Below are 26,726 nucleotides of genomic sequence, written 5' to 3'. Positions count from 1 at the left end.
CCCGATCCGGGCCTCGACGACATCGCCGGACGGGCGGCTCCCACCCGGGGCCGCCCGTTCGCTTCGCCCGGCCGTACACGTCCGGCCGGGAAGCAACAGGATTTCCCCACCATGTCTCTGTTCTCGTTTCTGGGCGCACTGGAGATCGGCCTGATCTTCAGCCTCGTCGCCCTCGGGGTGCTGATCTCGTTCCGCATCCTCAACTTCCCCGACCTCACCGTCGACGGCAGCTTTCCGCTCGGCGGCGCCGTCGCCGCGACGCTGATCTCGGCCGGCTACGACCCGTTCACGTCGACGCTGCTCGCGATCGTCGCGGGTGCGCTGGCCGGCTTCGTCACCGGCTGGCTGAACGTGCGCCTGAAGATCATGGATCTGCTCGCCAGCATCCTGATGATGATCGCGCTCTACTCGGTGAACCTGCGGATCATGGGCCGGCCGAACGTGCCGCTGATCACCGAGCCGACGCTGTTCACCGTGCTGCAGCCGGACTGGATGCCCGACTACGTGCTGCGCCCGGCGCTGCTCGCGATCGTCGTCGTGGTCGCGAAGCTCGGCCTCGACTGGTTCTTCTCGTCGCAGCTCGGCCTCGCGATGCGCGCGACCGGCGCGAACCCGCGGATGGCGCGCGCGCAAGGCATCGCGACCGGCCGCGCGACGCTCGCCGGGATGGCGCTGTCGAACGCGCTCGTCGCGCTCGCCGGCGCGCTGTTCGCGCAGACGCAGGGCGGCTCGGACATCTCGATGGGGATCGGCACGATCGTGATCGGGCTGGCCGCCGTGATCATCGGCGAGACGCTGCTGCCCGCGCGCCGGCTCGTGCTGACGACGCTCGCGGTCGTGCTCGGCGCGATCGTCTACCGTTTCTTCATCGCGCTCGCGCTGAACAGCGAATTCATCGGCCTGAAGGCGCAGGACCTGAACCTCGTGACGGCCGCGCTCGTCACGCTCGCGCTGGTGCTGCCGGCGACGCGCAAGAAGCTGTTCGCGCGCAAGAACGGAGGAGCATGACATGCTGTCCGCACACGATCTCAAACTCACGTTCAATCCCGGCACGCCGATCGAGACGCGCGCGCTGCGCGGGCTGTCGCTCGAGATTCCCGACGGCCAGTTCGTCGCGGTGATCGGCTCGAACGGCGCCGGCAAGTCGACCTTCCTCAATGCGGTCAGCGGCGACCAGCCGGTCGATGCGGGGCGCATCGCGATCGACGGCGCGGATGTGACGCGCAAGGCCGCGTGGGACCGCGCGCACCTCGTCGCGCGCGTGTTCCAGGATCCGATGGCCGGCACCTGCGAGGCGCTGACGATCGAGGAGAACATGGCGCTCGCGATGGCGCGCGGCGTGCGGCGCGGCTTTCGCGCCGCGCTCGACCGGCCGTCGCGCGAACTGTTCCGCGACAAGCTGCGGCTCCTGAACCTCGGCCTCGAGAACCGGCTGACCGACCGGATCGGGCTGCTGTCCGGCGGCCAGCGGCAGGCCGTGAGCCTGCTGATGGCGTCGCTGCGGCCGTCGCGGATCCTGCTGCTCGACGAGCACACGGCCGCGCTCGACCCGAAGACGGCCGCGTTCGTGCTGGAGCTGACCGCGCGCATCGTCGCCGAGAGCAAACTGACGACGATGATGGTCACGCACAGCATGCGGCAGGCGCTCGACTACGGCGACCGCACGGTGATGCTGCACCAGGGGCAGGTCGTGCTCGACGTGTCGGGCGATGCGCGCAAGGGGCTCGACGTGCCGGACCTGCTGCAGATGTTCGAGAAGGTGCGTCACGAGCAGCTCGACGACGACGCGCTGCTGCTCGGCTGACGGGCGGGGCCGGCCGGCGTGCGATGACCTGACGCGCGCGCCGGCGTCCTCCCGGCTTTCCTCTGACGAAAACCGGTTTCGCACCGGTGCTGTGCGACGCGGGCGCATTGCCATATACTGTATATCCATACAGTTGTGGGTGGCGTCATGCTCGCATCCTCCATTTCTCCCGAATCCCTTCATCCGTCGCTCTGGCGCGGCTCGCAGCTCGCGCGCGGCGGTCCGCGCACGATCGAGACCGGCTTCGCGCCGCTGTCGGCCGAATTGCCGGGCGGCGGCTGGCCGGTCGGCGGGCTCGTCGAACTGCTGGCCGCGCAGCCGGGCTGCGGCGAGATGCGGCTGCTCGCGCCCGCGCTGGCCCGTACCGTCAGTGCGCGGCGTCCGCTCGCGCTCGTCGCGCCGCCGCAATCGCCGCATGCGACCGCGCTCGCCAGTCTCGGCGTGCCGGCCGACGCGCTGCTGTGGCTGCGCGCCGGCAGCCGCACCGATGCGCTGTGGGCCGCCGAGCAGGCGCTCAGGACGGGGTGCTGCGGCGCGCTGCTGCTCTGGCAGGAGGCGCGGCCCGATGCGCTGCGGCGCCTGCATCTCGCGGCCGCGCGCACGGGCGACACGCTGTTCGTGATGCTGCGCCCGCTGTCGGCCGCGCGGCAGCCGTCGCCGGCCGTGCTGCGCGTCGCGCTGTATCCGGTGCCGGGCGGCGTGTCGCTCGACATCGTCAAGCGTCGCGGCCCGGCGCGCGGCGAGCCGCTCGTGCTCGACCTGCCGTCGCCCATCGTGGAGAGCCGCTATGCGCGTCTTGCTCGGCATCCATCTGCCGCGCCTGCCGCTCGACGTGTGCGTCCCGCCGCCGTCTGACGCAGCGGCCGGCGAGGCAGGCGACGCAGGCTGTGCGGTGCTCGAGCAGGGTGTCGTGCTGATCGCCGATGCGGCCGCGCAGCGGCGGGGCGTGCGCGCGGGCATGAAGCGCGGCGGCGTGCTCACGCTCGCGCCCGAGACGCAGCTCGTCGAACGCGATCCCGCGCGCGAAGCCGATGCGCTGCGCGCGGTCGCGCTCGCATTGCTGCGTTTCTCGCCGTGCGTCGCGCTCGACGACGAAGCCACGCTGATCGTCGACGTCGGCCCGAGCCTGCGGCTGTTCGGCGGCCTGCCGTCGCTGTGCCGCCAGGTGCGCGCGACGCTCGCGGCGCTCGGTTATGCGGCGCGCCTGTCCGCCGCGCCGACCGGGCGCGGCGCGTGGCTGCTCGCGCGCACGTCGGCGCGGGCGCGTCTCCGGCGCCGCGTTGCGCGCCCGGCTTCGCTCGTCCGTTCGCTCGACCGGCTGCCCTGCGTGCTGCTGCCCGATGCGCGCCCGTACGCGGGCTGGTTCGACGGCCTCGGCTGCCGCACGCTCGCCGATCTGCGCGGTCTTCCGCGTGCGGGGTTGCAGCGTCGCTGCGGCCCCGCGCTGCTGGCCGCGCTCGATCGTGCGTACGGCGACGCGGTCGAGCCGCTCGCGTGGATGGCGGTGCCGCCGGTGTTCGACGTGCGGCTCGAATTGCCGGAGCGCGTCGAATACGCGGAAGCCGTGCTGTTCGCCGCGCGGCGGCTCGTCGTGCAGCTGTGCGGCTGGCTGGCCGCGCGGCAACTGTCGCTGGCCGCGATGACGTTCGATCTCGAGCACGAGCGCGGCCGCCAGGCCGTGCCGCCGACGCCGCTCGAACTCGCGTTCGCCGCGCCGGTGCGCGACGAAGCGCACTTCATGCGGCTGCTCGGCGAGCGGCTCGCGCGCGTCGAGTTGCCGGCCGCGGTGATCGCGGTGCGTCTGAAGGCCACGCGCGTCGAGTCGGTCGCGCCGCCGGCCGACGATCTTTTTCCCGAACCGGGCGGTACGCGGGAAACCCGCGAGCGGTTGTTCGAACTGCTGGTCGCGCGGCTCGGCGCGGAGAACGTGCTGCGCGCGGCGCCCGTCGCCGATCACCGACCCGAGGCCGCGAACCGCTGGCTGCCGCTCGATGTGCAGGCGGGCAAGCCGGCCGGCGGGCCGCCGGCGGTGCCGCCGAGGCCCGCGTGGCTGCTCGCCGAGCCGCTGCCGTTGCTGGTGCGCGAGAACCGGCCGGTATTTCATACGCCGCTGAAAATGATGTCGTCGGTGGAGCGGATCGAGGCCGGCTGGTTCGACGGTCAGTTCGCCGCGCGCGATTACCACGTCGCGCAGGACGAAGCCGGTGCGTGCTACTGGGTGTTCAAGGAGCGGGCGGGGAGCGAGGCCGAGCCGCGCTGGTTCCTGCACGGCTTGTTCGGGTGAACGGAGATGGTTGCGGATTTCAGTGGGTTGCCCGATTACGCGGAGTTGTTCTGCCGCTCGAACTTTTCGTTTCTGCATGGCGCGTCGCATGCGGAAGAACTGGTCGAGCGTGCGGCGGAACTCGGCTATCGCGGGATCGCGATCACCGACGAGTGCTCGCTCGCCGGCGCGCCGCGCATGCATGTCGCCGCGCAAGCGAAAGGGCTGCCGCTCGTCATCGGTTCGTACTTCGACGTCACGCCGGACGACGTCGCGCCCGGTCACGATCCGGGCCCCGGTGCGTTCGGGCTCGTGTTGCTCGCGCAGAACCGCGAGGGGTACGGCAATCTTTCGGAGCTGATTTCGTGGCGGCGGATGGCGTCGCCGAAGGGGACTTACACGCTGACGTCGCGGATGCTGTCGGCGCCGCCTGCGGAGTTTGCCCATTTGCGCGGGATGCCCGACTGCTTCGCGATTCTCGTACCCCTGTATCCGGTACGCGCGGACGTGCTCGATGTGCAGGTCGCGTGGTTTCACGTGACGTTCGGCGCGCGCGCGCGGCTCGGGCTCGTGCAGTTGCAGCGTGCGCTGGACGGCGCGCAGCGCGACGAGATTCGCGAGGCGGGCGAGCGGCGGGGCGTGCGTATCGTCGCGCTGGGCGACGTGACGATGCACCGGCGCTCGTGCAAGGCATTGCAGGACGTGATGACGGCGATTCGCGTCGGGATGCCGGTGTCGGAATGCGGTTATGCGCTGGCGCCGAATGCGGAACAGCATTTGCGTTCGCGCGGGCGGATCGCGAAGCTGTTTTCGCCGGACGAGATCGCGGAGACATGCGCGATGCTCGATGCGTGCGATTTCGAACTCGATTCGCTGCGCTATGAATATCCGGACGAGATCGTGCCTGAAGGGCATACGCCGACGAGTTATCTGGAGCAGGAAACCCGGGCGGGCGCGCGCCGTCGCTATTCCGGGGAACCGCCGGAGCACGTCCGGGAACGGATCGACTACGAGTTGGCGCTGATCGCGACACTGAGTTACGAGCCGTTCTTCCTGACTGTCTACGACATCGTCAAGTTTGCACGTAGCCAGAACATCCTGTGCCAGGGGCGTGGTTCCGCGGCGAACTCGGTTGTTTGCTATTGCCTCGAGATCACCGAAGTCAGTCCCGATCAGAGCACGATGCTGTTCGAGCGTTTCATCAGCGCGGAGCGCGGCGAGCCGCCCGACATCGACGTCGATTTCGAGCATCAGCGCCGCGAGGAAGTCATTCAGCATATCTATCGGAAATACGGCGAGAATCGCGCCGCGCTCGCGGCAGCCGTGTCGACCTATCGCCCGCGCGGCGTGCTGCGCGAAACCGGCAAGGCACTCGGCATCGATCCGATGTTGATCGATCGCGTCGCGAAGGGGCATCGCTGGTTCGACGGCAGCCGCGACCTGTTGCAGCAATTCGCGACGACCGGACTCGATCCCGAAACGCCGCTGATTCGCACATGGGCCGAACTGGCGGGGCGATTGCTCAACTTTCCGCGTCATCTGTCGCAGCATTCGGGCGGCTTCGTGATCAGCCGCGGCAAGCTCACGCGGCTCGTGCCGGTCGAGAACGCGGCGATGGACGGGCGGCGCGTGATTCAGTGGGACAAGGACGATCTCGAATCGCTCAAGCTGATGAAGGTCGACGTGCTCGCGCTCGGCATGCTGTCGGCGTTGCATCGGGCGTTCGACCTGCGCACCGCATGGCGCGGGCCGGCGGAGGACGGCGAGCCGTTCACGCTGAAACACATTCCGCCGGACGATAAGGAAACCTACGACATGATCTGCCGTGCCGACACGGTCGGCGTGTTCCAGATCGAATCACGTGCGCAGATGTCGATGCTGCCGCGTTTGCGACCGCGTGATTACTACGATCTGGTGGTTGAGGTCTCCATCGTGCGACCAGGGCCGATCCAGGGCGGTGCCGTCCATCCGTACCTCAAGCGGCGCAAGATCAAGGCGGGGGAGGAAAAAGGGGAAATTACCTATCCGAGCGACGCGCTCAAGGAGGTGCTCGAACGCACGCTCGGTATTCCGATCTTCCAGGAACAGGTGATGCAGATCGCGATCGTTGCGGCGGGTTTTACACCCGGCGAAGCCGATCGACTGCGTCGTGCGATGGCCGCGTGGAAGCGCAGGGGCGATCTCGGCCCCTACCACGACAAGATCGTCCAGGGCATGCTCGCACGCGGCTACACGCGCGAATTCGCCGAGCAGATCTTCGAGCAGATCAAGGGCTTCGGCGAATACGGCTTCCCCGAAAGCCATGCGGCCAGCTTCGCGAAACTGGCGTACGCGAGCAGCTGGCTCAAATGCCACGAACCGGCGATCTTTCTCGCCGCGCTGCTGAACAGTCAGCCGATGGGGTTCTATCCGCCGTCGCAACTCGTGCAGGACGCGAAGCGTCATCGCGTGAAGGTGCTGCCGATCGACGTGACGCAAAGCAACTGGGAGGCGTCGCTCGAAGCGCTCCCCGGCCAGCTGCCGCCGCACGGCCAGCCGGCCGTGCGGCTCGGCCTGTCGCTCGTGCGCGGCCTTGGCGAAGCCGCCGCGCGCCGGATCGAAGCCGCGCGCGCCGCCGGCCCGATCGACAACGTCGATACGCTCGCGCGCCGCGCGCAGCTCGAACGCCGCGACCTCGAAGCGCTCGCCGCGGCGAACGCGCTCGCGACGCTCGCCGGCCATCGCCGCGACGCGCTGTGGCAGGCTGTCGCCGCGGCGCCCGAGCGCGACCTGCTCGCCGCCGCACCGATCGACGAAGCGGAGCGGCCCGCGCTCGGCGCGCCGTCGGAAGCCGACGACATCCTCGCCGACTATCACACCACCGGCCTCACGCTGAACCGCCACCCGGTCGCGCTGCTGCGGCCCGCGCTGCGTGCGCGGCGGCTGTCGTCCGCGGCCGAGCTGCACGACCGTCCCGACGGCCGGCTCGCGCGCGCGTGCGGGCTCGTGACCGCGCGGCAGATGCCGGGTACCGCGAAAGGCGTGATGTTCATGACGCTCGAGGACGAAACCGGCTGCGTGAACCTGATCGTCCGGCCCGAGCTGCTCGCGCGGCAGCGCCGCGAAACCCTCGATTCGCGGCTGCTCGCGGCGTCCGGCGTGTGGCAGGTCGCGAGCGACGTGCGGCACCTCGTCGTGCAGCATTTCGAGGATCTGACGCCGCTGCTCGGCGGCCTGCGCACGTCGAGCCGCGAATTCCACTGAGGCCGGCATGCCCCGCCGGCACGCGCGCCACGACCCACGCCACGCCGCACTGGCGCCGAAGGCGGCAAGCCGGCCCCGATGCACGTTACGGCATCACCGGCGGATGGTAGGCGAGCGTACCCGCGAGCGCCCACAGCATGAAGATCACGAGCGGCAGGTGCACCACCAGTTGCGTGAACGTGAAGCCGACGATGTCGCGGGCCCGCAAGCCGAGCACGCCGAGAAGCGGCAGCATCCAGAACGGGTTGATCAGGTTCGGCAATGCCTCGGCTGCGTTGTAGACCGTCACGGCCCAGCCCAGATGAACCTGCAGCAGTTTTGCCGCTTCGATCACGTACGGCGCCTCGATGATCCACTTGCCGCCGCCGGAGGGCACGAAGAATCCGAGCACGGCCGAATACACGCCCATCACCGCGGGAAACGACGAATGCGACGACATCGCGACGAAGAAGTGGGCCAGGTGATCGGAGAGCGGCAGTCCGGCGGGCGCCGCCGCCTTGGTCAGGATGTACGCGATCCCGCCGTACAGCGGAAACTGGATCAGCACACCCGCGACCGACGGCACCGAACGCGCGACGGCATTGAGGAATCGCCGCGGCCGCCAGTTCAGCAGCATGCCCAGCAGCAGGAACACGAAGTTGTACGTGTTCAGGTTCGAGATCGCGATCAGCGGATTTTTCGTCGTGAACTCGTGCCAGGCCCAGATCGCGCCGATCGCCACGATCACGACGGTGACGAGCGGGCTGTATTCGAGCCAGTCCCCGGGGCGGGTCGGGCGGGCGAGCGTGGCATGGTTTTCGTCGAGCGGAATGCCGAGTTCCGTCGCGGTCTTCGCCCGCGCGCCGTCGGGCGCGGACAGATACGCGATCAGCAGCGACGCGACGGTCAGCACCGCGGCCATCAGCATCGACTGCGGAAGAAAGATGGTCTCGGTGAACGGGATGACGCCGGAGATCGACAGCAGCGCCTTGGGCAGACTGTCCGGATTCGCCTGCAGTTGCGACGCGGATGAACTCAAGCCCAGCGCCCACGTCGCGCCCATTCCGAGATAAGCGGCCGCACCCGCCGCGCGGTAATCCATGCGCAGCGCGGTACGGCGCGCGAGCGCACGCACCAGCAGGCCGCTGAAGATCAGGCTGATCGCCCAGTTGAACAACGACGCGACGATGCTGACGAGCGCGACGAACGTCACCGCGGCGCGCCCGGACGACGGCACGCGCGCGAGCGCATCGATCAGCCTCGACGCAGGCGGTGACACCGCGACGACATAACCCGAGATGGCGACGATCGCCATCTGCATCGTGAACGGGATGAGGCTCCAGAAGCCGTCGCCGAACGCCACGCCGACCCGCGTGATCGGCGCCCCGGCCGCCACTGCGCCCGCCGCCACGATCATCACCGCGAGCGCGGCGAAGATATAGGCGTCCGGAAACCACTTCTCCGACCAGCGCGCCATGCCCGCGGCCATCCGTTCCAGCACGCGTTCGCGCTCGACCGCCGGTGCGTCGCCGCGCGGCACGTCCATCAGCTCTTTCATCTCGATCTCCTTGCCCGTCACGGGTTCAGTGCGTTTTTTCAACGATTTGAATGGCCGCGGCCAGATCCTCCAGCGCGGTGCCGACGGCCTTGAACACGGTGCACTGAAGGTCGTTCGTGCGGCCCTGCGCTTCGCCGCGGCACAGCGCCGTCAGCGTCCGGCTCAGGCGGTCGGGCGCAATGACGTTGCGCGCCAGCGGGCCCAGCAGGTCGCCGGATTTTTGCGCGGCCTCGTCCGTATCGACATAAATCTTCGCCTGCCGGAAGCAGTCGTCGTCCGCTTCGCGCATGCGCGGCGTAAAACTGCCGATCAGGTCCAGATGCGAGCCTGGGGCGAGCCACCGGCCGCGGACGATCGGCTCCGTCGCGAGCGTCGCGCAGGTGACGACGTCCGCGCGCCGGACGCTGTCCTCGAGATGCGTGACGGGCGCGGCATCGAAACCGTCGCGCGTCAGCCGGTCGACCAGTCGCGCCACCGCTTCGGGATCCTTGTCCCAGACCTCGACGTGCGAGATCGGCAACTGGCTGCGATACGCAAGCGGCACCAGGCTGCCGACCCGGCCGGCACCCAGCAGCACGAGGCGCGATGCATCGGGGCGGGCCAGATAGGTAGCGGCCAGCGCCGATGCCGCCGCGGTGCGGCGCGACGTGATTTCGTTGCCGTCCAGTTGCGCGAGCGGGTTGCCCGTCCGCCCGTCGTAAAGCACGTAGGTCGAGTGCAAACCGGGCATGCCGTGTTCCGCATTGCCGGGGAAGATGTTGACCGTCTTGATGCCCAGATAGCCGTGGTCTTCCCACGCGGGCATGATGAGCACCGTGCCTTCGTCCGCGCTGCCGGCATTGAGGACGTGCGAATGCCGCAGCGGCACGTGGCAGCCGTCGACGAACGCTTGCCTCAGGCGTGCGACCAGCGATTCGAAATCCAGCGCGTCGCGTGTCGCGACGGCATCGAAATGTTTCATGGTGAACCTTTCGTTGACGGGGTTATGCGTCGATGCTGACGTCGGTGGCCGGAATGGCCTGGCAGGCGAGGCACATGTCGGCTTCGTCAGGCCCGTGTCCGCTCGGATGCGTGACCTCGCCCGCCACGACCTTGACCGCGCAGCTCTCGCACTGTCCGACCCGGCAGCCGCTCGGCAACACGATGCCGAGACTTTCCGCGAACGACAGCAGGCTGCCGTCGTCGGGCGTCCAGGTGGCCGTCCTGCGCGACCGCGTGAACCGCACCGCGTATCGCTTCGACGGGTCGAGCGTCGGCCGGGCCGGCGATCTGAACGCTTCCTTGAAGATGTCGAAAGGCGGCACGCCGCGCGCGATCAGTCCCGCCGTGATCGCTTCCATCATCGGCTCGGGGCCGCACAGATAAAACCGCGCGCGCCGCCGGATCAGGTCGTCGGCGACCACGTCGGCCGACAGGTAGCCGTGCAGCTGATAGTCCCGTCCCGGCGTCTCGCCGTGCGGCTGGTTGTAGCAGTTGACGACCTCGAGCGTCGGCAGGCGCTGCTTCAGGGTCTCGATACGGTCCCGGAACGCGTGCGTGCTGCTGTTCAGGTTTGCATGGAAGAGCAGCGATTCCGGCGCCCGGTCCGCCTGATCGCGGATCGATTCCAGGTACGAGATGAACGGCGTGATGCCGATGCCGCCCGCGAACATCACGACGGGCTGGCGCGACGTCGGCGGCACGACGAACGTCCCGCCGGGCGCGCCGAGCAACACGGGATCGCCGACCCGGAGCGTGCCGTGAATGTAGGACGACATCACGCCTTCGAACGCCGTGCCGTCGCGGGTGCGGCCTTTCTGGTGACGCACCGAGATCGTGTAACTGCGGCGCGCGTCTTCGCGGGCGGCGCCCGTCAGCGAATAGGCGCGTGTCGTCCCGCCGTCGCCGAGCGACGGGATGTGCAGCGTCACGTGCTGACCGGGCAAGTAGTCCGGCAGCGCGCCGCCGTCCGCGGCGCGAAACGTGACCGTGCGTACGCCGCTCGCTTCCTCTCGGATGGCTGACACGACGAAATCCCGCAGGCCTTTCCACGCTCGGCGCGCCGGATCGACCGACGGGTCGCGCCGGATGCGGCAGCGCACGGAACGCAACGGCGACGAGCCGCTGACGGGATCGAGTTGCGCCGCCGACACGAGCGAGTTGAAATTGCTGTTGTCGCGGCCGCTTGCGGGGAACGCATCGAGGCCGACCTCGTCGCATGCCTGCCACCAGCCGTATTCGGCCACGATCACGTTGCGCGCCAGTTCCGGTACGACGCGCGCCTTGAAGCGCGCCGTGCCGTTCGTGGTTTCGATCACGCACCAGTCGCCGTCGACGATGTCGTGCTCCGCCGCCAGTGCGTCGTTGAGTTCCGCCACGGGGTACGGCGCGCGCCGCCGCAGGCTCGGCAGCCCGCGATGCTGGCTGTGGCAGTAGTAGCCGTTCTTCATCGAGGTCAACGTGCAGGGAAAGCGACGGCGGTTGTCCGCGCGCGCATCGTCGCCATGACGCGGCGGCACGTACTGCGGGACGGGCGGGTAGCCGTGACGATGCAATTTCTCGGAATACAGCTCGACGCGCCGCGTCTCCGTGTCGAAACCGCGCACGCCGTCGGGTGTCGCCGCCGCGTATTGCCGTTCGCGTTGCGGCAGCGGCCGGTAGATGCCTTCCGGATGGGCGCGCAGCGACGCGACGTCCAGCCCGAGCGGCGCGAGCACGTGATTCCAGCCGGCTTCGATGCTGCCGCCGAAGAACGCGTCCTGCATGCCGAGCCGCACGGCCAGGTCGAAGACGATGTCGTAGTCGGCGCGGCTCTCGCCGCGCGGCGGCACCATGCGTTGCCTGAGCTGCACCAGTTCGACCGCGCGCGCGTCGATCTCGAAACCGAGCCGCAGCCCTTCGCGCTCCCACGGCGTGTTCACCGGAAGCAGGATGTCCGCATAGCGTGACGACGGTGTCTCGAAGAGATCGCAGTGAACATGGAAATCGAGCGCGCGGAGCGCATCGTGCGCGAGGCCGCCATCCGCCTGCGACATCACCATGTTCGTGCCGAACGCGAACAGCGCGCGTACGCGGTAGGGTTCGCCGTCGAGGATCGCGCGGTAGACGTCGCGCGCCGTGACCCAGCCTTGCGCCGGCGGGCCGAGCGGCCGCTCCGCGAGGCCGAGCGCTTTCGCGCGTTGCCGCGGGTCGAGCATCGCGTAGCGGCTGACCGCGTTGGCCGGCTGCTTCGTCCATTCCCGGTTCGAGCCGCGCGTGTCGAACGCACCCGTCAACGCATACAACGTCGCGATGGCGCGCTCGGTCTGCGTCGCATTGGTGTGCATGCCGACGCCCGACCAGGCGTGATAGGCAATGGCCTGATGCGGCCGCAGCAGCTGCGCGGCCTTCACGATGTCGGCCGCGTCGACGCCGGTGATCGCGGCCGCATGTTCCGGCGTATAGGCGTCGAGCGCCTTCGAATAGGGGTCGAAGGCCGGCGTGCAGTCCACGTCCACGCAACGGCCCGCCGCATCCCGGATCGTCACGCGGCGCACGCCGGTCATCAACAGGTCGGCAGGCCGCGTCGCGGTTTCCTCGCCGGCGAGTTCCAGCCGGTCGAGCGTCTTGTTCCAGCGCACATGACGGTTGTCGGGCGCATTGCAGTCGAGATCCCGCTCGCGCAGAAACCGCCCGGTGTCGGTCCGCACGAGCAACGGACCGTTGGTCCATTCCCGCACGAAGGCGTCGTCGATGTTGCCGGTCGCGATCATCTGCCGCGCGATCGCCATCGCGAGCGCGCCGTCGGTCCCGGGAGCGACGCGCAGCCACAGGTCGGCTTCCCGTGCGAGCGCGGTCGGCCGTGGATCGACGACGATCAGCCGGGCTCCGTTGCGGCGGCCTTCCGCGATCGCGTCGGCCTGCGCGAGCCAGGTGTTGGCGGGGTTGTTGCCCCACAGCACGATGAGCTCGGCATGCCGGTAATCCGCGACGGGAATGCCGCAGCCGAACGTGAACGCATGCGCGCTGTCCTTGTGCCAGTTGCAGATCTCGGTCGCATAGCAAATATTCGGACTCCCGAACAACCAGACGAATCGCTCGACCCAGTCGATGCTGTCGCTCATCGGCGTGCCGCTGGGCGTGGTCACGCCGAAGGCGACCGACTCGGCGCCGTTTTCCCGCTTGAAATACGCGAGACGCTCCGCGATCTCGGACAGCGCTTCGTCCCAACCGATGCGTTGCCAGCCGGGATCGGCGGCATCCTTCGGACGCGTGCGCCGCATCGGGTACAGCACGCGGTTCGGGTGATGCAGGAGTTCCGGCGCCGCTTTTCCCTTCATGCACATCGCGTGGCCGGTCGGGTGCGTATCGTCGGGCCGGACCTTGATCATCATGTCGCCGCGCACGACGTTGATCGTGCCGCAGCGCGACCGGCACAACGTGCAATAGCCCTTCTTTTCCTGCGTTTCCATCGGTTTGCATCGTCCGCTTCATGTTTGCGACTATGCTAGGAAGCGGCGGCAGCGATGACAAATTCATCCTTTCGATGGTCCGGTATATATTGAATCAATATCGCGCCCATCGATCTGCCGTACTGTTCGGGCCTTTCGGGCCGTGCCGATCCGGCGCTGCCCGGCCTTCTCGGATCCTTTCCCGTGAACACGCACATCACCCTGCGCCAGATCGAATACTTCGTGTCCGTTGCCGATACGGGGCAAATTTCGAAGTCGGCCAATCTCTGTTCGGTGTCTCAATCGTCGATGACGATCGCGTTGAAGAACCTCGAGGAGGCGGTCGGCGTCACGCTGCTGCTGCGTCATCCGAAAGGCGTGCGCCTGACACCGGCCGGCGAGCGGTTCCTGCGTCACGTGCAGCACGCGACGACGTCGATCGATCGCGCCGTCACGGCCGCGCAGGAGGACCCGGAGCAGGTCTCCGGGCATGTCCGGATCGGGATGACCGAAACCATCTCGACCTATCTGATGCCGTCGCTGATGTCCGCCATTTCCCGGCGCTTCGGCGACCTGAGCGTGAGCATCGTCGAAAGCGAACGCGAAACGATCGAGACGATGCTCGTCGACGACCGCCTCGATATCGCGCTGCTGCTGGTGTCGAATACCGCGGAAGTCGGCGACCTGAAATACGAGACGATGCTGCGCTCGCCGCGCCGGCTGTGGACCCACCCCGGTCATCCGCTGCAGGACGCCCGTCGCGTCACCCTCGAGGACGTCGCGCGCGAGAACTATCTGCTGCTGGACATGGACGAGCACCTGCGAACGGTCGGCAAGTACTGGGGCAGCTACGGCATCGCGCCGAACGTCTGGATGCAGAGCAAGTCGATCGAAGCGGTGAGAAGCCTCGTCGCGCTCGGGCACGGGGTGACGATACTCTCGGATCTCGTTTATCGGCCGTGGTCGCTGGAAGGCAACCGGATCAGCCGCCGGAACCTGAGCGTGACCGTGCCGACGATGGACGTCGGCGCGGTGTGGCGGCGGGGCGGCGCGACGTCCACACCGTGCCGCGCGCTGCTCGAGCTGTTCCGGTCGTGGAGAAAGACGGCCGGATAGCGCGTCCGGCCGCCGTGCCGAAGCGCGGGATTCGGCGGCCGTGAGCCGCACGCCTGGACGTCATTCGCGAGCGCGCCTGCTTGCGTTCCCGTCGGTACCGCCCGGCCCGCATGCCCCCGTCGCGCGATGCATACCAGTCGCTCAAATTGGTTCTATCCTGGTCTGCTTCCGCAGCCCGAAAACGCGGTAAATCCACTCCTCGAACTGTCCCCTTGCATACCACCTCGGGTAAATCCCTATCCCGCACTGCTTTGTAAACAAAGGTTTTGCCGGCACTAAAACGCTTGCCGGGCAAGGCTTCCGGCGATTTCCGCGATGCTAATACCAGTTCGTTGACTGGTATTATGGTGGTTATATAATGCGTTCACTTTCGACGGTCCGAGATCGTCGTCCGACACCCGGAGGCACATGGAAACCGGCTGGTCCGAACTGGCGCCCGATCCCCTCGACGACACGCCGCTCTATCTGCAGCTCGCCCGCAACCTGGCGAGCGCGATCCACGGCGGCGCGTGGCGGGCCGGCGAGGCGCTGCCGTCGGAGCGGTTGCTGTCGGTGTCGGTCGGCGTATCGCGCATCACGGCGCGTCGCGCATTGGCGCTGCTGGTCGAGCAGGGGCTGATCAAGCGGGCGCGCGGGGCGGGCAGTTTCATCACGCCGCGCGTGGCCGATCCGCTGTCGCGTCTGGTCGGCTTCACCGCGAAGATGCAGCAGCGCGGCTTCGTGCCCGATTCGGTGTGGCTGTCGCGCAGGCTGCGCGCCGCGAGCCGCGACGAGATCACGCATCTCGGCCTCGCGCCGGGTGCGACCGTGGCGCGGCTCGAACGGCTGCGCCGCGCGGACGGCATCGTGATGGCCGTCGAGCACTCGACGCTGCCGGCCGCGGTGGTGCCCGATCCGCAGGCGCTCGGCGCGTCGCTGTACGAATACCTCGAAGCGCGCGGCATGATCGTCGTGCGCGCGCTGCAGCACTTTCGCGCGGTGAACGCGACGCGCGAGATCGCGAAATGGATGGCGGTAAAGCCCGGCGCGGCGCTCCTCGTGATCACGCGCATCGGCTACGGTGCCGACCAGCGCGCGATCGAAGTGACCGAAACGTATTGCCGCGACGACTATTACGACTTCGTCGCCGAACTGAAACGCTGACGCGCGAGACTGCGCGCTGACGCGCGCGATCGCGATGGAACGCAATCGCGCGCGATGAATCGCAACGAATTGGCAAATCGCGACGCGGACGCCCGCGTCACCAGATCATCAAGAGAAACGTCATGCTGACTGGCAACATCCTCACCCCCGACGGCTGGATTCACGGTTCGCTCGATAGCGAGAACGGCCGCATCACCACGCTCGACGGCGCGCCCGTCGATCCCGCGACGAACGACGCGCCGTACATCCTGCCCGGCTTCATCGACCTGCACGTGCACGGCGGCGGCGGCGCCGACGTGATGGAAGGCGGCGACGCGATCGAGACGATCGCGCGCACGCACGCGCAATTCGGCACGACGAGCCTGCTCGCGACGACGATGACCGCGCCGCGCGACGAACTGATGCAGGTCGTCGCGAACCTCGGCACCGTCGCGCGTACCCGCACGCCGGGCGGCGCGCGCGTGCTCGGCGTGCACCTCGAAGGGCCGTACATCAACCCCGGCAAGCTCGGCGCGCAGCCCGACGCGGCCGTGTCGGCGGTGCTCGACGAAGTGCTGAAGTACCTGTCGATCGCGCCGATCCGCGTGGTCACGCTGGCACCGGAAATCGCGGGCCACATCGAGATCATCGGCGAGATGGCCGCACGCGGCGTGCGCGTGCAGCTCGGCCACTCGCTCGCGACCTACGACGACGCGGTCGCCGCGCTCAAGCACGGCGCGTGCGGTTTCACGCACCTGTTCAACGCGATGTCGCCGCTGCACCACCGCAACCCGGGCCTCGTGGGCGCGGCGCTTGCGCACGCCGAATACGCGGAAATCATCCCCGACCTGCTGCACGTTCACCCGGGCGCGATTCGGGCCGCGCTGCGCGCGATTCCGCGCCTGTACGTCGTGACCGACAGCACGTCGGCCACCGGCATGCCCGACGGCGAATACCGGCTCGGCAGCCAGCACGTGACGAAGTGCCTCGGCGGCGTGCGGCTCGCCGACGGCACGCTCGCCGGCAGCACGCTGACGATGGACCAGGCGCTGCGCAACCTCGTGTCGCTCGGCCTGCCGATCGCCGACGTGTCGAACCGGATGTCGCGCTACGCGGCCGATTACCTCGGCGTCGCCGATCGCGGCCGCCTCGAGCGCGGCGCATGGGCCGATCTCGCGGTGTTCGACCGCGACCTGAACCTCACCGCGACCTACGTCGAAGGAGAATCGATTGTCGAATATGCTTAAGGAAGCGCGCGAGTCCGCCCAGGTCGTCGCCGCGCAGATCGCCGACACCACGCGCGTCGAAGCGCTCGCCGGCCAATTGCTCGATCACCCGCCGGCCGTCGCGCTGACGGTCGCGCGCGGCAGCTCGGATCACGCCGCGAGCTATTTCGCGAGCCTGACGATGAGCCGCCTCGGCGTGCCGGTCGCGTCGCTGCCGATGTCGGTCGCGACGCTGCAGCAGGCGCCGCTGAAGGTGCAGGACCAACTCGCGATCGCGTTCTCCCAGTCGGGCAAGAGCCCCGACCTCGTCAACACGATGGCCGCGCTGCGCGAAGCCGGCGCACGCACCGTCGCCGCCGTGAACGTGCTGCCGTCGCCGCTCGCCGACGCATGCGAGCACCAGTTGCCGTTGCTTGCCGGCCCCGAACTGTCGGTCGCCGCGACCAAGAGCTATATCGCGATGCTGTCGCTGTCCGCGCAGATCGTCGCCTACTGGCAGCGCGACGCCGCGCTGATGACCGCGCTGCGCGGGCTGCCCGACGTGCTCGCGCAGGCCGGCCGGCTCGACTGGTCGCAGGCCGTCGCCGCGCTCGCCGGTATCGAGCGGATGATCGTCATCGGCCGCGGCCTTGGCCTCGCCATCGCGCAGGAAGCCGCGTTGAAACTGAAGGAAACCTCCGGCATCCAGGCCGAGGCATTCTCGAGCGCCGAAGTCCGGCACGGCCCGATGGAGCTGATCGACCGCGATTATCCGCTGCTCGTGTTCGCCCCGCCCGGGCCCGAGCAGGCCGGCCTGCTGCAGCTCGCCGACGACATGCGCGCCCGCGGCGCCGCCGTGCTGCTCGCGGCGCCCGCCGGCACGCCCGGCGCGACGCTGCCGCTCGCGCAGTCCGCCCATTCGGCGCTCGACCCGATCGCCGCCATTCTTTCGTTCTACGTGATGGCGGCGGATCTCGCCGTCGCGCGCGGCCGCAATCCCGACACGCCGCGCCACCTGAACAAAGTCACCGAAACGCACTGATAGCCGAGACAGCCGATGAGACGCGCCGAGGAGTCCCAGTTGAAGAGCCCCACCCCCGATCAGATCGTCCTGCTTAGCCCCTTGACGGGGCCGATCGTCGCGCTGGCCGACGTGCCCGATCCGGTGTTCTCCGGCGGGATGTTCGGCGACGGCATCGGCATCGACCCGCTCGCGGGCCGGCTCGTCGCGCCGTGCGCGGGCGTCGTGTCGCATCTCGCGCGCACGGGCCACGCGGTGACGATCACGACGCCGCAAGGCGCCGAAGTGCTGCTGCACATCGGCATCGACACCGTCGAGCTGAACGGGCAGGGCTTCATCGCGCACGTCGAGGCCGGCGCGCGCGTCGAAGCGGGCACCCTGCTGATCGAATTCGACCAGGATGCGGTGGCGCGCAGCGCGCATTCGCTCGTGTCGGTGATCGCGATCGCGAACTCCGACGCGTTCGAGGTCGTCGAGCGCGCGAGCGGCTTCGCGACGGCCGGCGAGACGCCGCTGCTCACGTTGCGCGGCAAGGGCGACGCGGCCGTGCAGGCCGCGCAGACCGGTGCGGCGGCGCAGAACGAAGTGCGCCGCGAGATCGTGCTGGCGCAGCCGGGCGGCCTGCATGCGCGGCCGGCCGCGCGGGCGCGCGAAGCCGTGCGCGGGTTCGACGCGACCGTCGACGTGCTGTTCGACGGCCGCAAGGCATCGATCGCGAGCGTCGTCGGCCTGCTCGGCCTCGGCGCCGGCGAAGGCGCGACGGTCGAACTGGTCGGCCGCGGCGCGCATGCGCAGCAGGCGGTCGACGCGGTCGAGCACGAGCTGCTGCGCGAAGCGCACGGCGAAGTGGAGGAAAAGCCGGCGCGGATGACGTCGCCCGTGCCGCGGACGATTGCGCGCAGCACTGGCGCACCGCTGGACCCGAACACGCTCGCGGGCGTGTGCGCGGCGCCCGGCATCGCGGTCGGCGCGCTGGTGCGCCTGGACGATGCGGACATCGTGCCGCCCGAACAGGCCGCCGGCACGCCGGCCGCCGAAAGCCGCCAGCTCGACCAGGCGCTGAAGGCGGTCGACGCCGAACTCGACGAAACGGTGCGCAATGCGTCGGCGCGCGGCGCGGTCGGCGAAGCGGGCATCTTCGCGGTGCATCGCGTGCTGCTGGAAGATCCGACGCTGATCGACGCGGCGCGCGACCTGATCAGCCTAGGCAAGAGCGCGGGCTTCGCGTGGCGCGCGACGATCCGCACGCAGATCGACACGCTGTCGAAGCTCGACGACGCGCTGCTCGCCGAACGCGCGGCCGACCTGCGCGACATCGAGAAGCGCGTGCTGCGCGCGCTCGGCCACACGAACGGCGCCGCGCGTACGCTGCCCGACGAGGCCGTGCTCGCGGCCGAGGAATTCACGCCGTCCGACCTGTCGTCGCTCGATCGCCAGCGCGTGACCGCACTCGTGATGGCGCGCGGCGGCGCGACGTCGCACGCGGCGATCATCGCGCGGCAGCTCGGCATTCCGGCGCTGGTCGCGGTCGGCGATGCGCTGTACGCGATCCCGGACGGCACGCAGGTCGTCGTCGATGCGAGCGCGGGCCGGCTCGAACACGCGCCGACCGCACTCGACGTCGAGCGCGCGCGGCACGAACGCCAGCGCCTGGACGGCGTGCGCGAGGCGAACCGGCAACTGGCCGGTGCGGCCGCCGCGACGGTCGACGGCCGCGCGATCGAGGTCGCCGCGAACATCGCGACGCTCGACGATGCGAACACCGCGGTCGACAACGGCGCCGACGCGGTCGGCCTGCTGCGCACCGAGCTGATGTTCATCCATCGCCAGGCCGCGCCGACGGTCGTCGAACACCAGCAGAGCTACCAGTCGATCGTCGACGCGCTGCAGGGCCGCACCGCGATCATCCGCACGCTCGACGTCGGCGCGGACAAGGAAGTCGACTACCTGACGCTGCCGCCCGAACCGAACCCGGCACTCGGCCTGCGCGGCATCCGCCTCGCGCAGGTGCGCCCCGACCTGCTCGACGATCAATTGCAGGGCCTGCTCGCGGTGAAGCCGTTCGGCGCGGTGCGCATCCTGCTGCCGATGGTTACCGACGCCGGCGAACTCGTGCGGCTGCGCAAGCGCATCGACGAATTCGCGCGCGCGCAGGGCCGCACCGAGCCGATCGAGGTCGGCGTGATGATCGAGGTGCCGTCGGCCGCGCTGCTGGCCGACCAGCTCGCGCAGCACGCGGATTTCCTGTCGATCGGCACCAACGACCTGACCCAGTACACGCTCGCGATGGACCGCTGCCAGGCCGACCTGGCCGCGCAATCCGACGGCCTGCATCCGGCCGTGCTGCGCCTGATCGACATCGCGGTGCGCGGCGCGGCGAAGCACGGCAAGTGGGTCGGCGTGTGCGGCGCGCTCGGCGGCGATCCGCTCGCGGTGCCGATCCTGGTGGGCCTCGGCGTGACCGAACTGTCGGTCGACCCCGTATCGGTGCCGGGCATCAAGGCGCGTGTGCGCCGTCTCGATTACCAGTTGTGCCGTCAGCGCGCGCAGGACCTGCTCGCGCTCGATTCGGCACAGGCGGTAAGGGCAGCAAGCCGCGAGGTCTGGCCGCTCGACTGAACGTCGGCGGCAGGTTCGTGGCCCGTATGACGACGAAAGCAATCAGCGCAACGACGATTAACGAAGAGACAAGGATTGGAGGACTGAATGAACGGGAATCCGTTTCTGAAAATACAGGGCCTGGGCCGGGCACTGATGCTGCCGATCGCGGTACTGCCGGTCGCCGGCATCCTGCTGCGACTCGGCCAGCCGGACGTGTTCAACATCAAGATGATCGCCGACGCCGGCGGCGCGATCTTCGACAACCTGCCGCTGCTGTTCGCGATCGGCGTGGCGGTCGGGTTCGCGAAGGACAACAACGGCGTGGCGGCGCTCGCGGGCGCGATCGGCTACCTGATCGAAACCGCGATCATGAAGGACATCGATCCCAAGCTGAACATGGGCGTGCTGTCCGGGATCATCGCGGGTGTCGTCGCGGGCCTGCTGTACAACCGCTACAAGGACATCAAGCTGCCGGACTACCTCGCGTTCTTCGGCGGCAAACGGTTCGTGCCGATCATCACGGGGCTGGTGTGCGTGGTGCTCGGCATCGTGTTCGGGTACGTGTGGCAGCCGGTCCAGCACCTGATCGACGCGGCCGGCCAGTGGCTGACGACGGCGGGCGCGATCGGTGCGTTCGTGTTCGGCTTCCTGAACCGCCTGCTGCTCGTCACGGGCCTGCATCACATCATCAACTCGCTGGCGTGGTTCGTGTTCGGCAACTTCACGCCGCCGGCCGGCGGCGAGATCGTGCACGGCGACCTGCACCGCTTCTTCGCGGGCGACCCGACCGCGGGCACCTTCATGGCCGGCTTCTTCCCGATCATGATGTTCGGCCTGCCGGCGGCGTGTCTCGCGATGCTGCACGAAGCGCCCAAGGAGCGCCGCGCGATGGTCGGCGGCCTGCTGTTCTCGATGGCGCTGACGTCGTTCCTGACCGGCGTGACCGAGCCGATCGAGTTCAGCTTCATGTTCCTCGCGCCGGTGCTGTACGTGATCCACGCGGTCCTGACGGGGCTGTCGCTCGCGATCTGCCAGATTCTCGGCGTGAAGCTCGGCTTCACGTTCTCGGCCGGCGCGATCGACTACGTGCTGAACTACGGGCTGTCGACGAAGGGCTGGATCGCGATCCCGCTCGGCATTGCGTACGGCGTCGCGTACTACGGGCTGTTCCGCTTCTTCATCCGCAAGTTCAACATGGCCACGCCGGGCCGCGAGCCGGCATCGGCCGATGCGGCTGCCGAATCGTACGCGTCGGGCGGCTTCGTCGCGCCGGCTGCGGGCGCCGCCGCGACGGCCGCCGCATCGCGCGCGCAACGCTACATCGCCGCGCTCGGCGGCGCGGGCAACCTGTCGGTCGTCGACGCCTGCACGACGCGCCTGCGCCTGACCGTCGTCGATCCGGAGAAGGTCTCGGAACCTGAACTGAAGTCGATCGGCGCGCGCGGCGTGCTCAAGCGCGGCGGCAACAGCGTGCAGGTGATCATCGGGCCGGAGGCCGACATCATCGCCGACGAAATGCGTGCCGCGATCGGCAGCGGCGCGACCGGTGCCGCGTCGGCCGCGCCGGCCGCCGCCGCGCAGCCCGTCACGGGCGCGGCCGCCGGCCCGCTCGATCCGGAGCCGACGCGCTGGCTCGCGGTGTTCGGCGGCGCGACCAACGTCGCGTCGCTCGATGCGGTGGCGACCACGCGCCTGCGCGTCGTCGTGCGCGATCCGTCGGCGGTCGATCGCGATCGCCTCGGTGCGCTCGACGTCGCGTGGGTGTCGCTCGACACGTTCCACATCGTCTGCGGCAACGCGGCCGCACGTTATGCCGAACAGCTCGGCGCGCGCCTGCCGCCGTCGGCCGGCGGGGCGGCCGCGCAGCCGGCCTGATGCGATGAAACCGGCCCGACCCGCGATGCGGGTTCGGCCGGGCGGTAAAACGAAAAACGGCTTGCGATGCGTCGCAAGCCGTTTTTCGTTGGAGCGGGGCGACGGCGCGTGGCAGTCGACTGCCGCGCGCTGCGCCCGACGGCTCAGCCGGTCACGGATTCGTCAGCGTGAAGGTCGGCTTCCGGTAGCCGACACCGGCGCGGTCGAGCTTCGGCAATTCGCGTTGCGTGAGCAGCGTCGCGAAACCGGCCCAGTCGCGCTGCAGCGCGGCCGTGTCGACGTGATGCGTGTCGCCGCGCTTGAAGCGCACGCCGGCCGCATACGGCAGCTCCCAGTCGGCCCGGTGCCACGCGCGCTCGGCGAGCGCGAGCAGCCGCGGATAGGCCATGTATTCGAGGAAGGTGTCGTTGCGCATCACCTCGCCCCATGCCTGGCCCTGCATGCCTTCGATGCGCGGCGCGGGGCCCGTGCCGGTCGCCTCGAACGGGTTGCCGTCACGGTCGCCCATCACTTCGGCGTTCTGCGGCAGGTTCTCCGGCGCGAGCGAGAACACCTTGTACTCGTCGGTCGCGTGCGAGCCCCAGTAGTAGCCGCGCTCGCGCGGGTTGAGCGTGTACGGGAAGTCGAAGTACAGGTAGTCGGGCAGCGCGAGCACCGTCAGGTAGCCCTTGCCGCTCAGGTCGCGCGCGCTGTCCGACGCCCCCCAGAAGATCGTGTCCCACAGCGACACCATCACGTGGCGCGTGCTGAAGTCCTGCGGCCCGTTCGCATGCTTGATGCCGTCCTGCCACGCGGCCATCGTGTCGATCCCGTTCGCGCTGACGGCCGCGCTCACCTGTTTCGCGAAACGCGTCGGCAGCTCGTCGATCGACTTGATCTCGCCGCGCTGGAGCAGCGCCGTGCACGCGGGCGAGCGCGCCCACGGCTTGTCCTGCGCGGCGAGATCGATACGCCCCTTGTTCGGGTCGGTGCCGTTCAGCGGCTGGAAGCCCCCGCCGAGGAAGATGTTCTTCGCTTCGTCACCGCCGTAGTGCCAGGTGCGCAGCGGCGCCTGCGCGTCCGCATGCATCGCCGCGATCTCGCGGATTACCTTCGACGCGAAATTGAGCGCGCCCGGCACGCACGGGTTCAGGTCGCTGCGCCGGTCGTAGAACTGCACCGTCGTCAGGTTCGTCGTGTCCTGCGGATCGAGCAGCCGGTACGCGTTCGCTTCCTGGTCCCGGCCGGCCGCATGCAGCCGCCGGTAGCGCGCCTCCATCGTCACGACGGCCGCGCGCGCATGCGCGGGCATGTCGATCTCGGGGATGACCTGCACGAAGTGCGCGGCCGCGTAGCGCACGAGCGCCACGTAGTCGTCGCGCGTCAGGTAGCCGCCGCCCGAGCGGTTGTCGGGGCCCGAGCCGAGCTGCGGCAGCAGGCAGCGCGTCTCGTCCGGGTCGTGGCAGCGGCGCCCGCCGATTTCGGTCAGCTCCGGCAGGCCGGGAATCTCGATGCGCCAGCCTTCGTCGTCGGACAGGTGCAGGTGCAGGCGGTTGAGCTTGTACGCGCTCATCTGGTCGATCAGGCGGCGCAGCGTCGCCGGGTGCTTGAAGTTGCGCGCGAGGTCGACGTGCATCCCGCGGTGCGTGAAGCGCGGCGCATCCTCGACGAGCATCGCCGGGACCGGGCCGCCGCCGGCCGGCACGAGCGAGTAGAGCGTTTGCACGCCGTAGTAGAGGCCCGCGCGATCGTAGCCTTCGATCAGCACGCCGCGCGGCCCGATCGCGAGCCGGTAACCGCCCGGCGTCGCGATGTCGGCCGGCAGCCGGCGCGGCGCGACGGCGCCGCGAACCGGCGTGCGCGCGCCGTCGAGCCCGAGTGTCGCCGCGCGTTCGCGCAGTGCCGCGACCTGCGCGTCCGCCAGGTCCGGCAGCGCGAGTTCGACGCCGCGCAGCTCGAGCGTGCCGGGCAGCGGCTGTGCGCGTTTCACGCTCGGCAGCGCGCGGCTCGCGTCGGGCCGTGCAGCCACCGGCGGTGCATTGCCGGTCGAGTTGTTCTGCGCGTCGGCCGGCAGCGATTCGACGTAGCGCAGCTCGTCGTCGGTGTCGTTGTAGCGCAGCACGACCGGCGGCGCGCCGTCGACCACGACATACGGGCGCGGAATCACGTCGCTGTAGCGCAGCAGCCAGTACTCGGCGACGAACGGCACCTCGATGCGCTCGCCGGGCGCGAGCCGCACCGAGCCCGGCTGCGGCGTCAGTTCGTACAGGTCGCCGGTGAGCCGCCGCAGCGCGAAGCCCGGGCGGTCGATCCGCAGCAGCCGGCGGATGCTGTGCAGATAGAGCTTCCAGCCGCCGTCGGCGATTGCCTGGTGGCCACGGTTCTGCAGGATCAGGCGGCCCGTCGCGCAGGCCGCGCCGTCCGCGCCGAGATCGGCGCACGGCACGCCGGCCGTGGCCGCGTGATTGTTGTCGACGGCGACGCGCAGCGCGAGGCCGTTCGACAGCAGCGTCGCGAGACTGGCCGCTCGCGCGGCGGCTGGCGCGGTGCCGACGGTCGTGCCGGCGGTGGCCGGCGCCGGTTGAGCCGCGATCGCGGCCGGCGACAGCACCGCGATCGGCAGGCTCGCAAGAAGGGACGACAAGATGTTTTTCATTCGAACTCCTAAAAAGTGGGCGTAGCGGCGTCGTGGGACGACGTCGCTGCGATCGGGTCTTTCAGTGGAGCTGCGGGCGATACCAGCACGCGGGGCGATGCGGCCGCACCACGCGCAATCTGCACGCGGGGGCGTGCGTTACGGAACGGGAGGCGGGCACGCGTGCCGATCGGATCGGCGCGGCGGTGTGCGTGGGGTCATCGGCGGCGCGCCGCCATTGCCACGGCGGCGAGTCGAGCGCGGCCGGCCGGATTCGGGCCGCCGCGCGCGAGCACGACGGGCGCCGCCGCCGCACGCGGACGTCGACACGGCGCGCGCGCGCGCCCCACACGGGATTCGCATGTCTCCCCCACCCAAGAAGGAATCGGCCTGTCAGCGGCCGTGTCCAACGATCTTATGAAACCTTTTATTGGTATTCAAGTGGTATCAATCTGGCGCTAAATTGGCATCGACGCACGGCGCCCGTCCGGCGGGGGCGGGACGAAAAAAAACCTCGCGTGATGCGAGGTTCGTTCCGGACGGCGGCGGCGCGATCGGCCGCACGCGGGTCAGGCGGGCATCAGTCGCGGCGGGTGCGCGCGGGTGCTTCCTGCGCCTTCTGCCGTGCTTCGAGCCACATCGCGTTGACGATGCCGAACGACAGCGCGACGCCGATACCGAGAATCCAGCTGAAATACCACATGATCCGACTCCTTGCGAAACGATGAGCGAGGGCGCGGCGCGCCCCGGCCCGGTTCTTCAATACATCGAGTGCTTGTTCTCTTCGAGCGTCTGGCGCGTGACCTTGCCGCGCATCACGCGATACACCCAGCTCGTGTAGAGCAGGATGATCGGCAGGAACACGATCACCGCGAACAGCATCACCTGCAGCGTCAGGTGGCTCGATGTCGAATCCCACACGGTCAGGCTGCTGCGCGGGTCGAGCGACGACGGCATGATGAACGGGAACATCGAGAAGCCCGCGGTCAGGATCACGCCGGTGATCATCAGCCCCGTGCAGAAGAAGGCCGTCTTCTCCTGCTTCGAGCCGGCGAGCAGCAGCGCGAGCAGGCCGCCCGCGATGCCGACCACGGGGGCGGCGATCATCCACGGGAATTCGCCGTAGTTCGCGAGCCACAGGCCCGAGCCGGCGGCGACATCCTTGAGCAGCGGGTTCGCGACGGTGTCGGTCGGCGCGGCATGCGTGATGTGGAAGCCGCCGATGGTCGACGCGACCAGCACGCCGGCCAGCACGAACAGCACGACCGCGAGCAACGACGCCACGCGCAGCGCGATCGAGGCGCGGCGCGCGATCACGCCGTCGGTCTTCATCTTGATGAACGCGGCGCCGTGCGCGACGAGCATCGTGAGGCTGACGAGCCCGCACAACAGCGCGAACGGGTTCAGCAGCGCCCAGAAGCCGCCGTAGTAGGTCACGCGCAGGTCGCTGTCGAACTTGAACGGCACGCCCTGCAGCAGGTTGCCGAACGCGACGCCGAACACGAGCGCCGGCACGAAGCCGCCGACGAACAGGCCCCAGTCCCAGCCGGCACGCCAGCGCGGGTCGGGCCGCTTGCTGCGGTAGTCGAAGCCCACCGGCCGGAAGAACAGCGCGAACAGCACGAGCAGCATCGCGAAGTAGAAGCCGGAGAACGACGCCGCGTAGACGAGCGGCCAGGCGGCGAACATCGCGCCGCCCGCCGTGATCAGCCACACCTGGTTGCCTTCCCAGGTCGCGCCGACGGTGTTGACGATGATGCGGCGCTCGTCGTCGGTCTTGCCGAGGAACGGCAGCAGCGCGGTCGCGCCCATGTCGAAGCCGTCGGTGACGGCGAAGCCGATCAGCAGCACGCCGACGAGCAGCCACCAGATCAGCTTGAGAGTTGCATAGTCCATAGCGATTCCTTGTTCCGTTT

Annotated in this window: 17 protein-coding genes; 11 read left to right on the top strand and 6 right to left on the bottom strand. The window is 69.2% G+C overall.

The annotated features are described in order from the left end of the window. Window positions 1-111: 111 nt before the first annotated feature. The 5 genes from AC1VVG_RS15005 to AC1VVG_RS14985 all read left to right on the top strand — a co-directional run bounded on the left by AC1VVG_RS15005 (window position 112) and on the right by AC1VVG_RS14985 (window position 7,310). Window positions 112-1,008 (top strand): ABC transporter permease, encoded by an 897-nt coding sequence (locus AC1VVG_RS15005; protein ID WP_034189241.1) that lies wholly within the window; start codon window positions 112-114, stop codon window positions 1,006-1,008. Between the two features lies 1 nt (window position 1,009). Next, window positions 1,010-1,804 (top strand): ABC transporter ATP-binding protein, encoded by a 795-nt coding sequence (locus AC1VVG_RS15000; RefSeq protein WP_059558759.1) that lies wholly within the window; start codon window positions 1,010-1,012, stop codon window positions 1,802-1,804. Between the two features lie 147 nt (window positions 1,805-1,951). Beyond that, complete coding sequence (gene imuA, locus AC1VVG_RS14995) at window positions 1,952-2,659, top strand: translesion DNA synthesis-associated protein ImuA (protein WP_034189243.1); 708 nt, start codon at window positions 1,952-1,954, stop codon at window positions 2,657-2,659. Beyond that, on the top strand, window positions 2,592-4,088 hold the full coding sequence (locus AC1VVG_RS14990; protein WP_482835808.1) for a Y-family DNA polymerase: 1,497 nt from the start codon (window positions 2,592-2,594) through the stop codon (window positions 4,086-4,088). The genes imuA and AC1VVG_RS14990 overlap by 68 nt, the downstream gene beginning before the upstream one ends. Window positions 4,089-4,094: 6 nt before the next feature. After that, complete coding sequence (locus tag AC1VVG_RS14985) at window positions 4,095-7,310, top strand: error-prone DNA polymerase (protein WP_482835807.1); 3,216 nt, start codon at window positions 4,095-4,097, stop codon at window positions 7,308-7,310. Window positions 7,311-7,395: 85 nt separating this feature from the next. Here AC1VVG_RS14985 and AC1VVG_RS14980 read toward each other — a convergent pair whose 3' ends face one another. From AC1VVG_RS14980 to AC1VVG_RS14970, 3 genes are read right to left on the bottom strand one after another with little or no spacing between them, the layout of a single operon-like run. Beyond that, complete coding sequence (locus AC1VVG_RS14980; protein WP_124670213.1) at window positions 7,396-8,847, bottom strand: short-chain fatty acid transporter; 1,452 nt, start codon at window positions 8,845-8,847, stop codon at window positions 7,396-7,398. 25 nt (window positions 8,848-8,872) lie between these two features. Continuing rightward, window positions 8,873-9,808, bottom strand: a complete 936-nt coding sequence (lhpI, locus tag AC1VVG_RS14975) for a bifunctional Delta(1)-pyrroline-2-carboxylate/Delta(1)-piperideine-2-carboxylate reductase (RefSeq protein WP_482835806.1) — start codon at window positions 9,806-9,808, stop codon at window positions 8,873-8,875. 22 nt (window positions 9,809-9,830) lie between these two features. Then, window positions 9,831-13,277, bottom strand: coding sequence for a molybdopterin-dependent oxidoreductase (locus AC1VVG_RS14970; protein ID WP_482835805.1), 3,447 nt, complete (start codon window positions 13,275-13,277; stop codon window positions 9,831-9,833). A 183-nt stretch (window positions 13,278-13,460) separates the two neighbouring features. Here AC1VVG_RS14970 and AC1VVG_RS14965 point away from each other — a divergent pair, with 183 nt between their 5' ends. The 6 genes from AC1VVG_RS14965 (at window position 13,461) to nagE (ending at window position 22,196) form a co-directional block, all read left to right on the top strand. After that, window positions 13,461-14,372: a LysR family transcriptional regulator gene (locus AC1VVG_RS14965; RefSeq protein WP_049028411.1), complete on the top strand. Its 912-nt coding sequence runs from the start codon at window positions 13,461-13,463 to the stop codon at window positions 14,370-14,372. Window positions 14,373-14,780: 408 nt separating this feature from the next. Continuing rightward, complete coding sequence (locus tag AC1VVG_RS14960; RefSeq protein ID WP_034189246.1) at window positions 14,781-15,515, top strand: GntR family transcriptional regulator; 735 nt, start codon at window positions 14,781-14,783, stop codon at window positions 15,513-15,515. A gap of 122 nt (window positions 15,516-15,637) precedes the next feature. Continuing rightward, entirely contained in the window at window positions 15,638-16,741 is a 1,104-nt protein-coding gene (gene nagA, locus AC1VVG_RS14955; protein WP_034189247.1) for an N-acetylglucosamine-6-phosphate deacetylase, read from the top strand. Beyond that, window positions 16,734-17,741, top strand: a complete 1,008-nt coding sequence (locus tag AC1VVG_RS14950; protein ID WP_049032194.1) for an SIS domain-containing protein — start codon at window positions 16,734-16,736, stop codon at window positions 17,739-17,741. Before nagA ends, AC1VVG_RS14950 begins: the two co-directional genes overlap by 8 nt. 15 nt (window positions 17,742-17,756) lie before the next feature. Next, complete coding sequence (gene ptsP / locus AC1VVG_RS14945) at window positions 17,757-20,339, top strand: phosphoenolpyruvate--protein phosphotransferase (protein WP_124608964.1); 2,583 nt, start codon at window positions 17,757-17,759, stop codon at window positions 20,337-20,339. 87 nt (window positions 20,340-20,426) lie between these two features. Beyond that, a complete protein-coding gene (nagE, locus tag AC1VVG_RS14940) occupies window positions 20,427-22,196 on the top strand; it encodes an N-acetylglucosamine-specific PTS transporter subunit IIBC (protein ID WP_482835804.1) in 1,770 nt (589 codons plus the stop codon). Between the two features lie 151 nt (window positions 22,197-22,347). Here the strand turns inward: nagE and AC1VVG_RS14935 are convergent, their stop codons facing one another. The 3 genes from AC1VVG_RS14935 to cydB form a co-directional block, all read right to left on the bottom strand. Next, the gene (locus tag AC1VVG_RS14935; RefSeq protein ID WP_124608963.1) at window positions 22,348-24,831 is read right to left on the bottom strand and encodes a family 20 glycosylhydrolase; all 2,484 of its coding nucleotides are present in this window, start codon (window positions 24,829-24,831) and stop codon (window positions 22,348-22,350) included. Between the two features lie 559 nt (window positions 24,832-25,390). Next, a complete protein-coding gene (cydX, locus tag AC1VVG_RS14930) occupies window positions 25,391-25,513 on the bottom strand; it encodes a cytochrome bd-I oxidase subunit CydX (protein ID WP_175028681.1) in 123 nt (40 codons plus the stop codon). Between the two features lie 56 nt (window positions 25,514-25,569). Then, the gene (gene cydB / locus AC1VVG_RS14925) at window positions 25,570-26,706 is read right to left on the bottom strand and encodes a cytochrome d ubiquinol oxidase subunit II (protein ID WP_034189253.1); all 1,137 of its coding nucleotides are present in this window, start codon (window positions 26,704-26,706) and stop codon (window positions 25,570-25,572) included. Window positions 26,707-26,726: the final 20 nt, after the last annotated feature.

It is taken from the genome of Burkholderia sp. L-4, assembly GCF_056856535.1.
The sequence above is the reverse complement of the archived record's forward strand: the minus strand, read 5'-3'. Positions and strand labels throughout refer to the sequence as shown.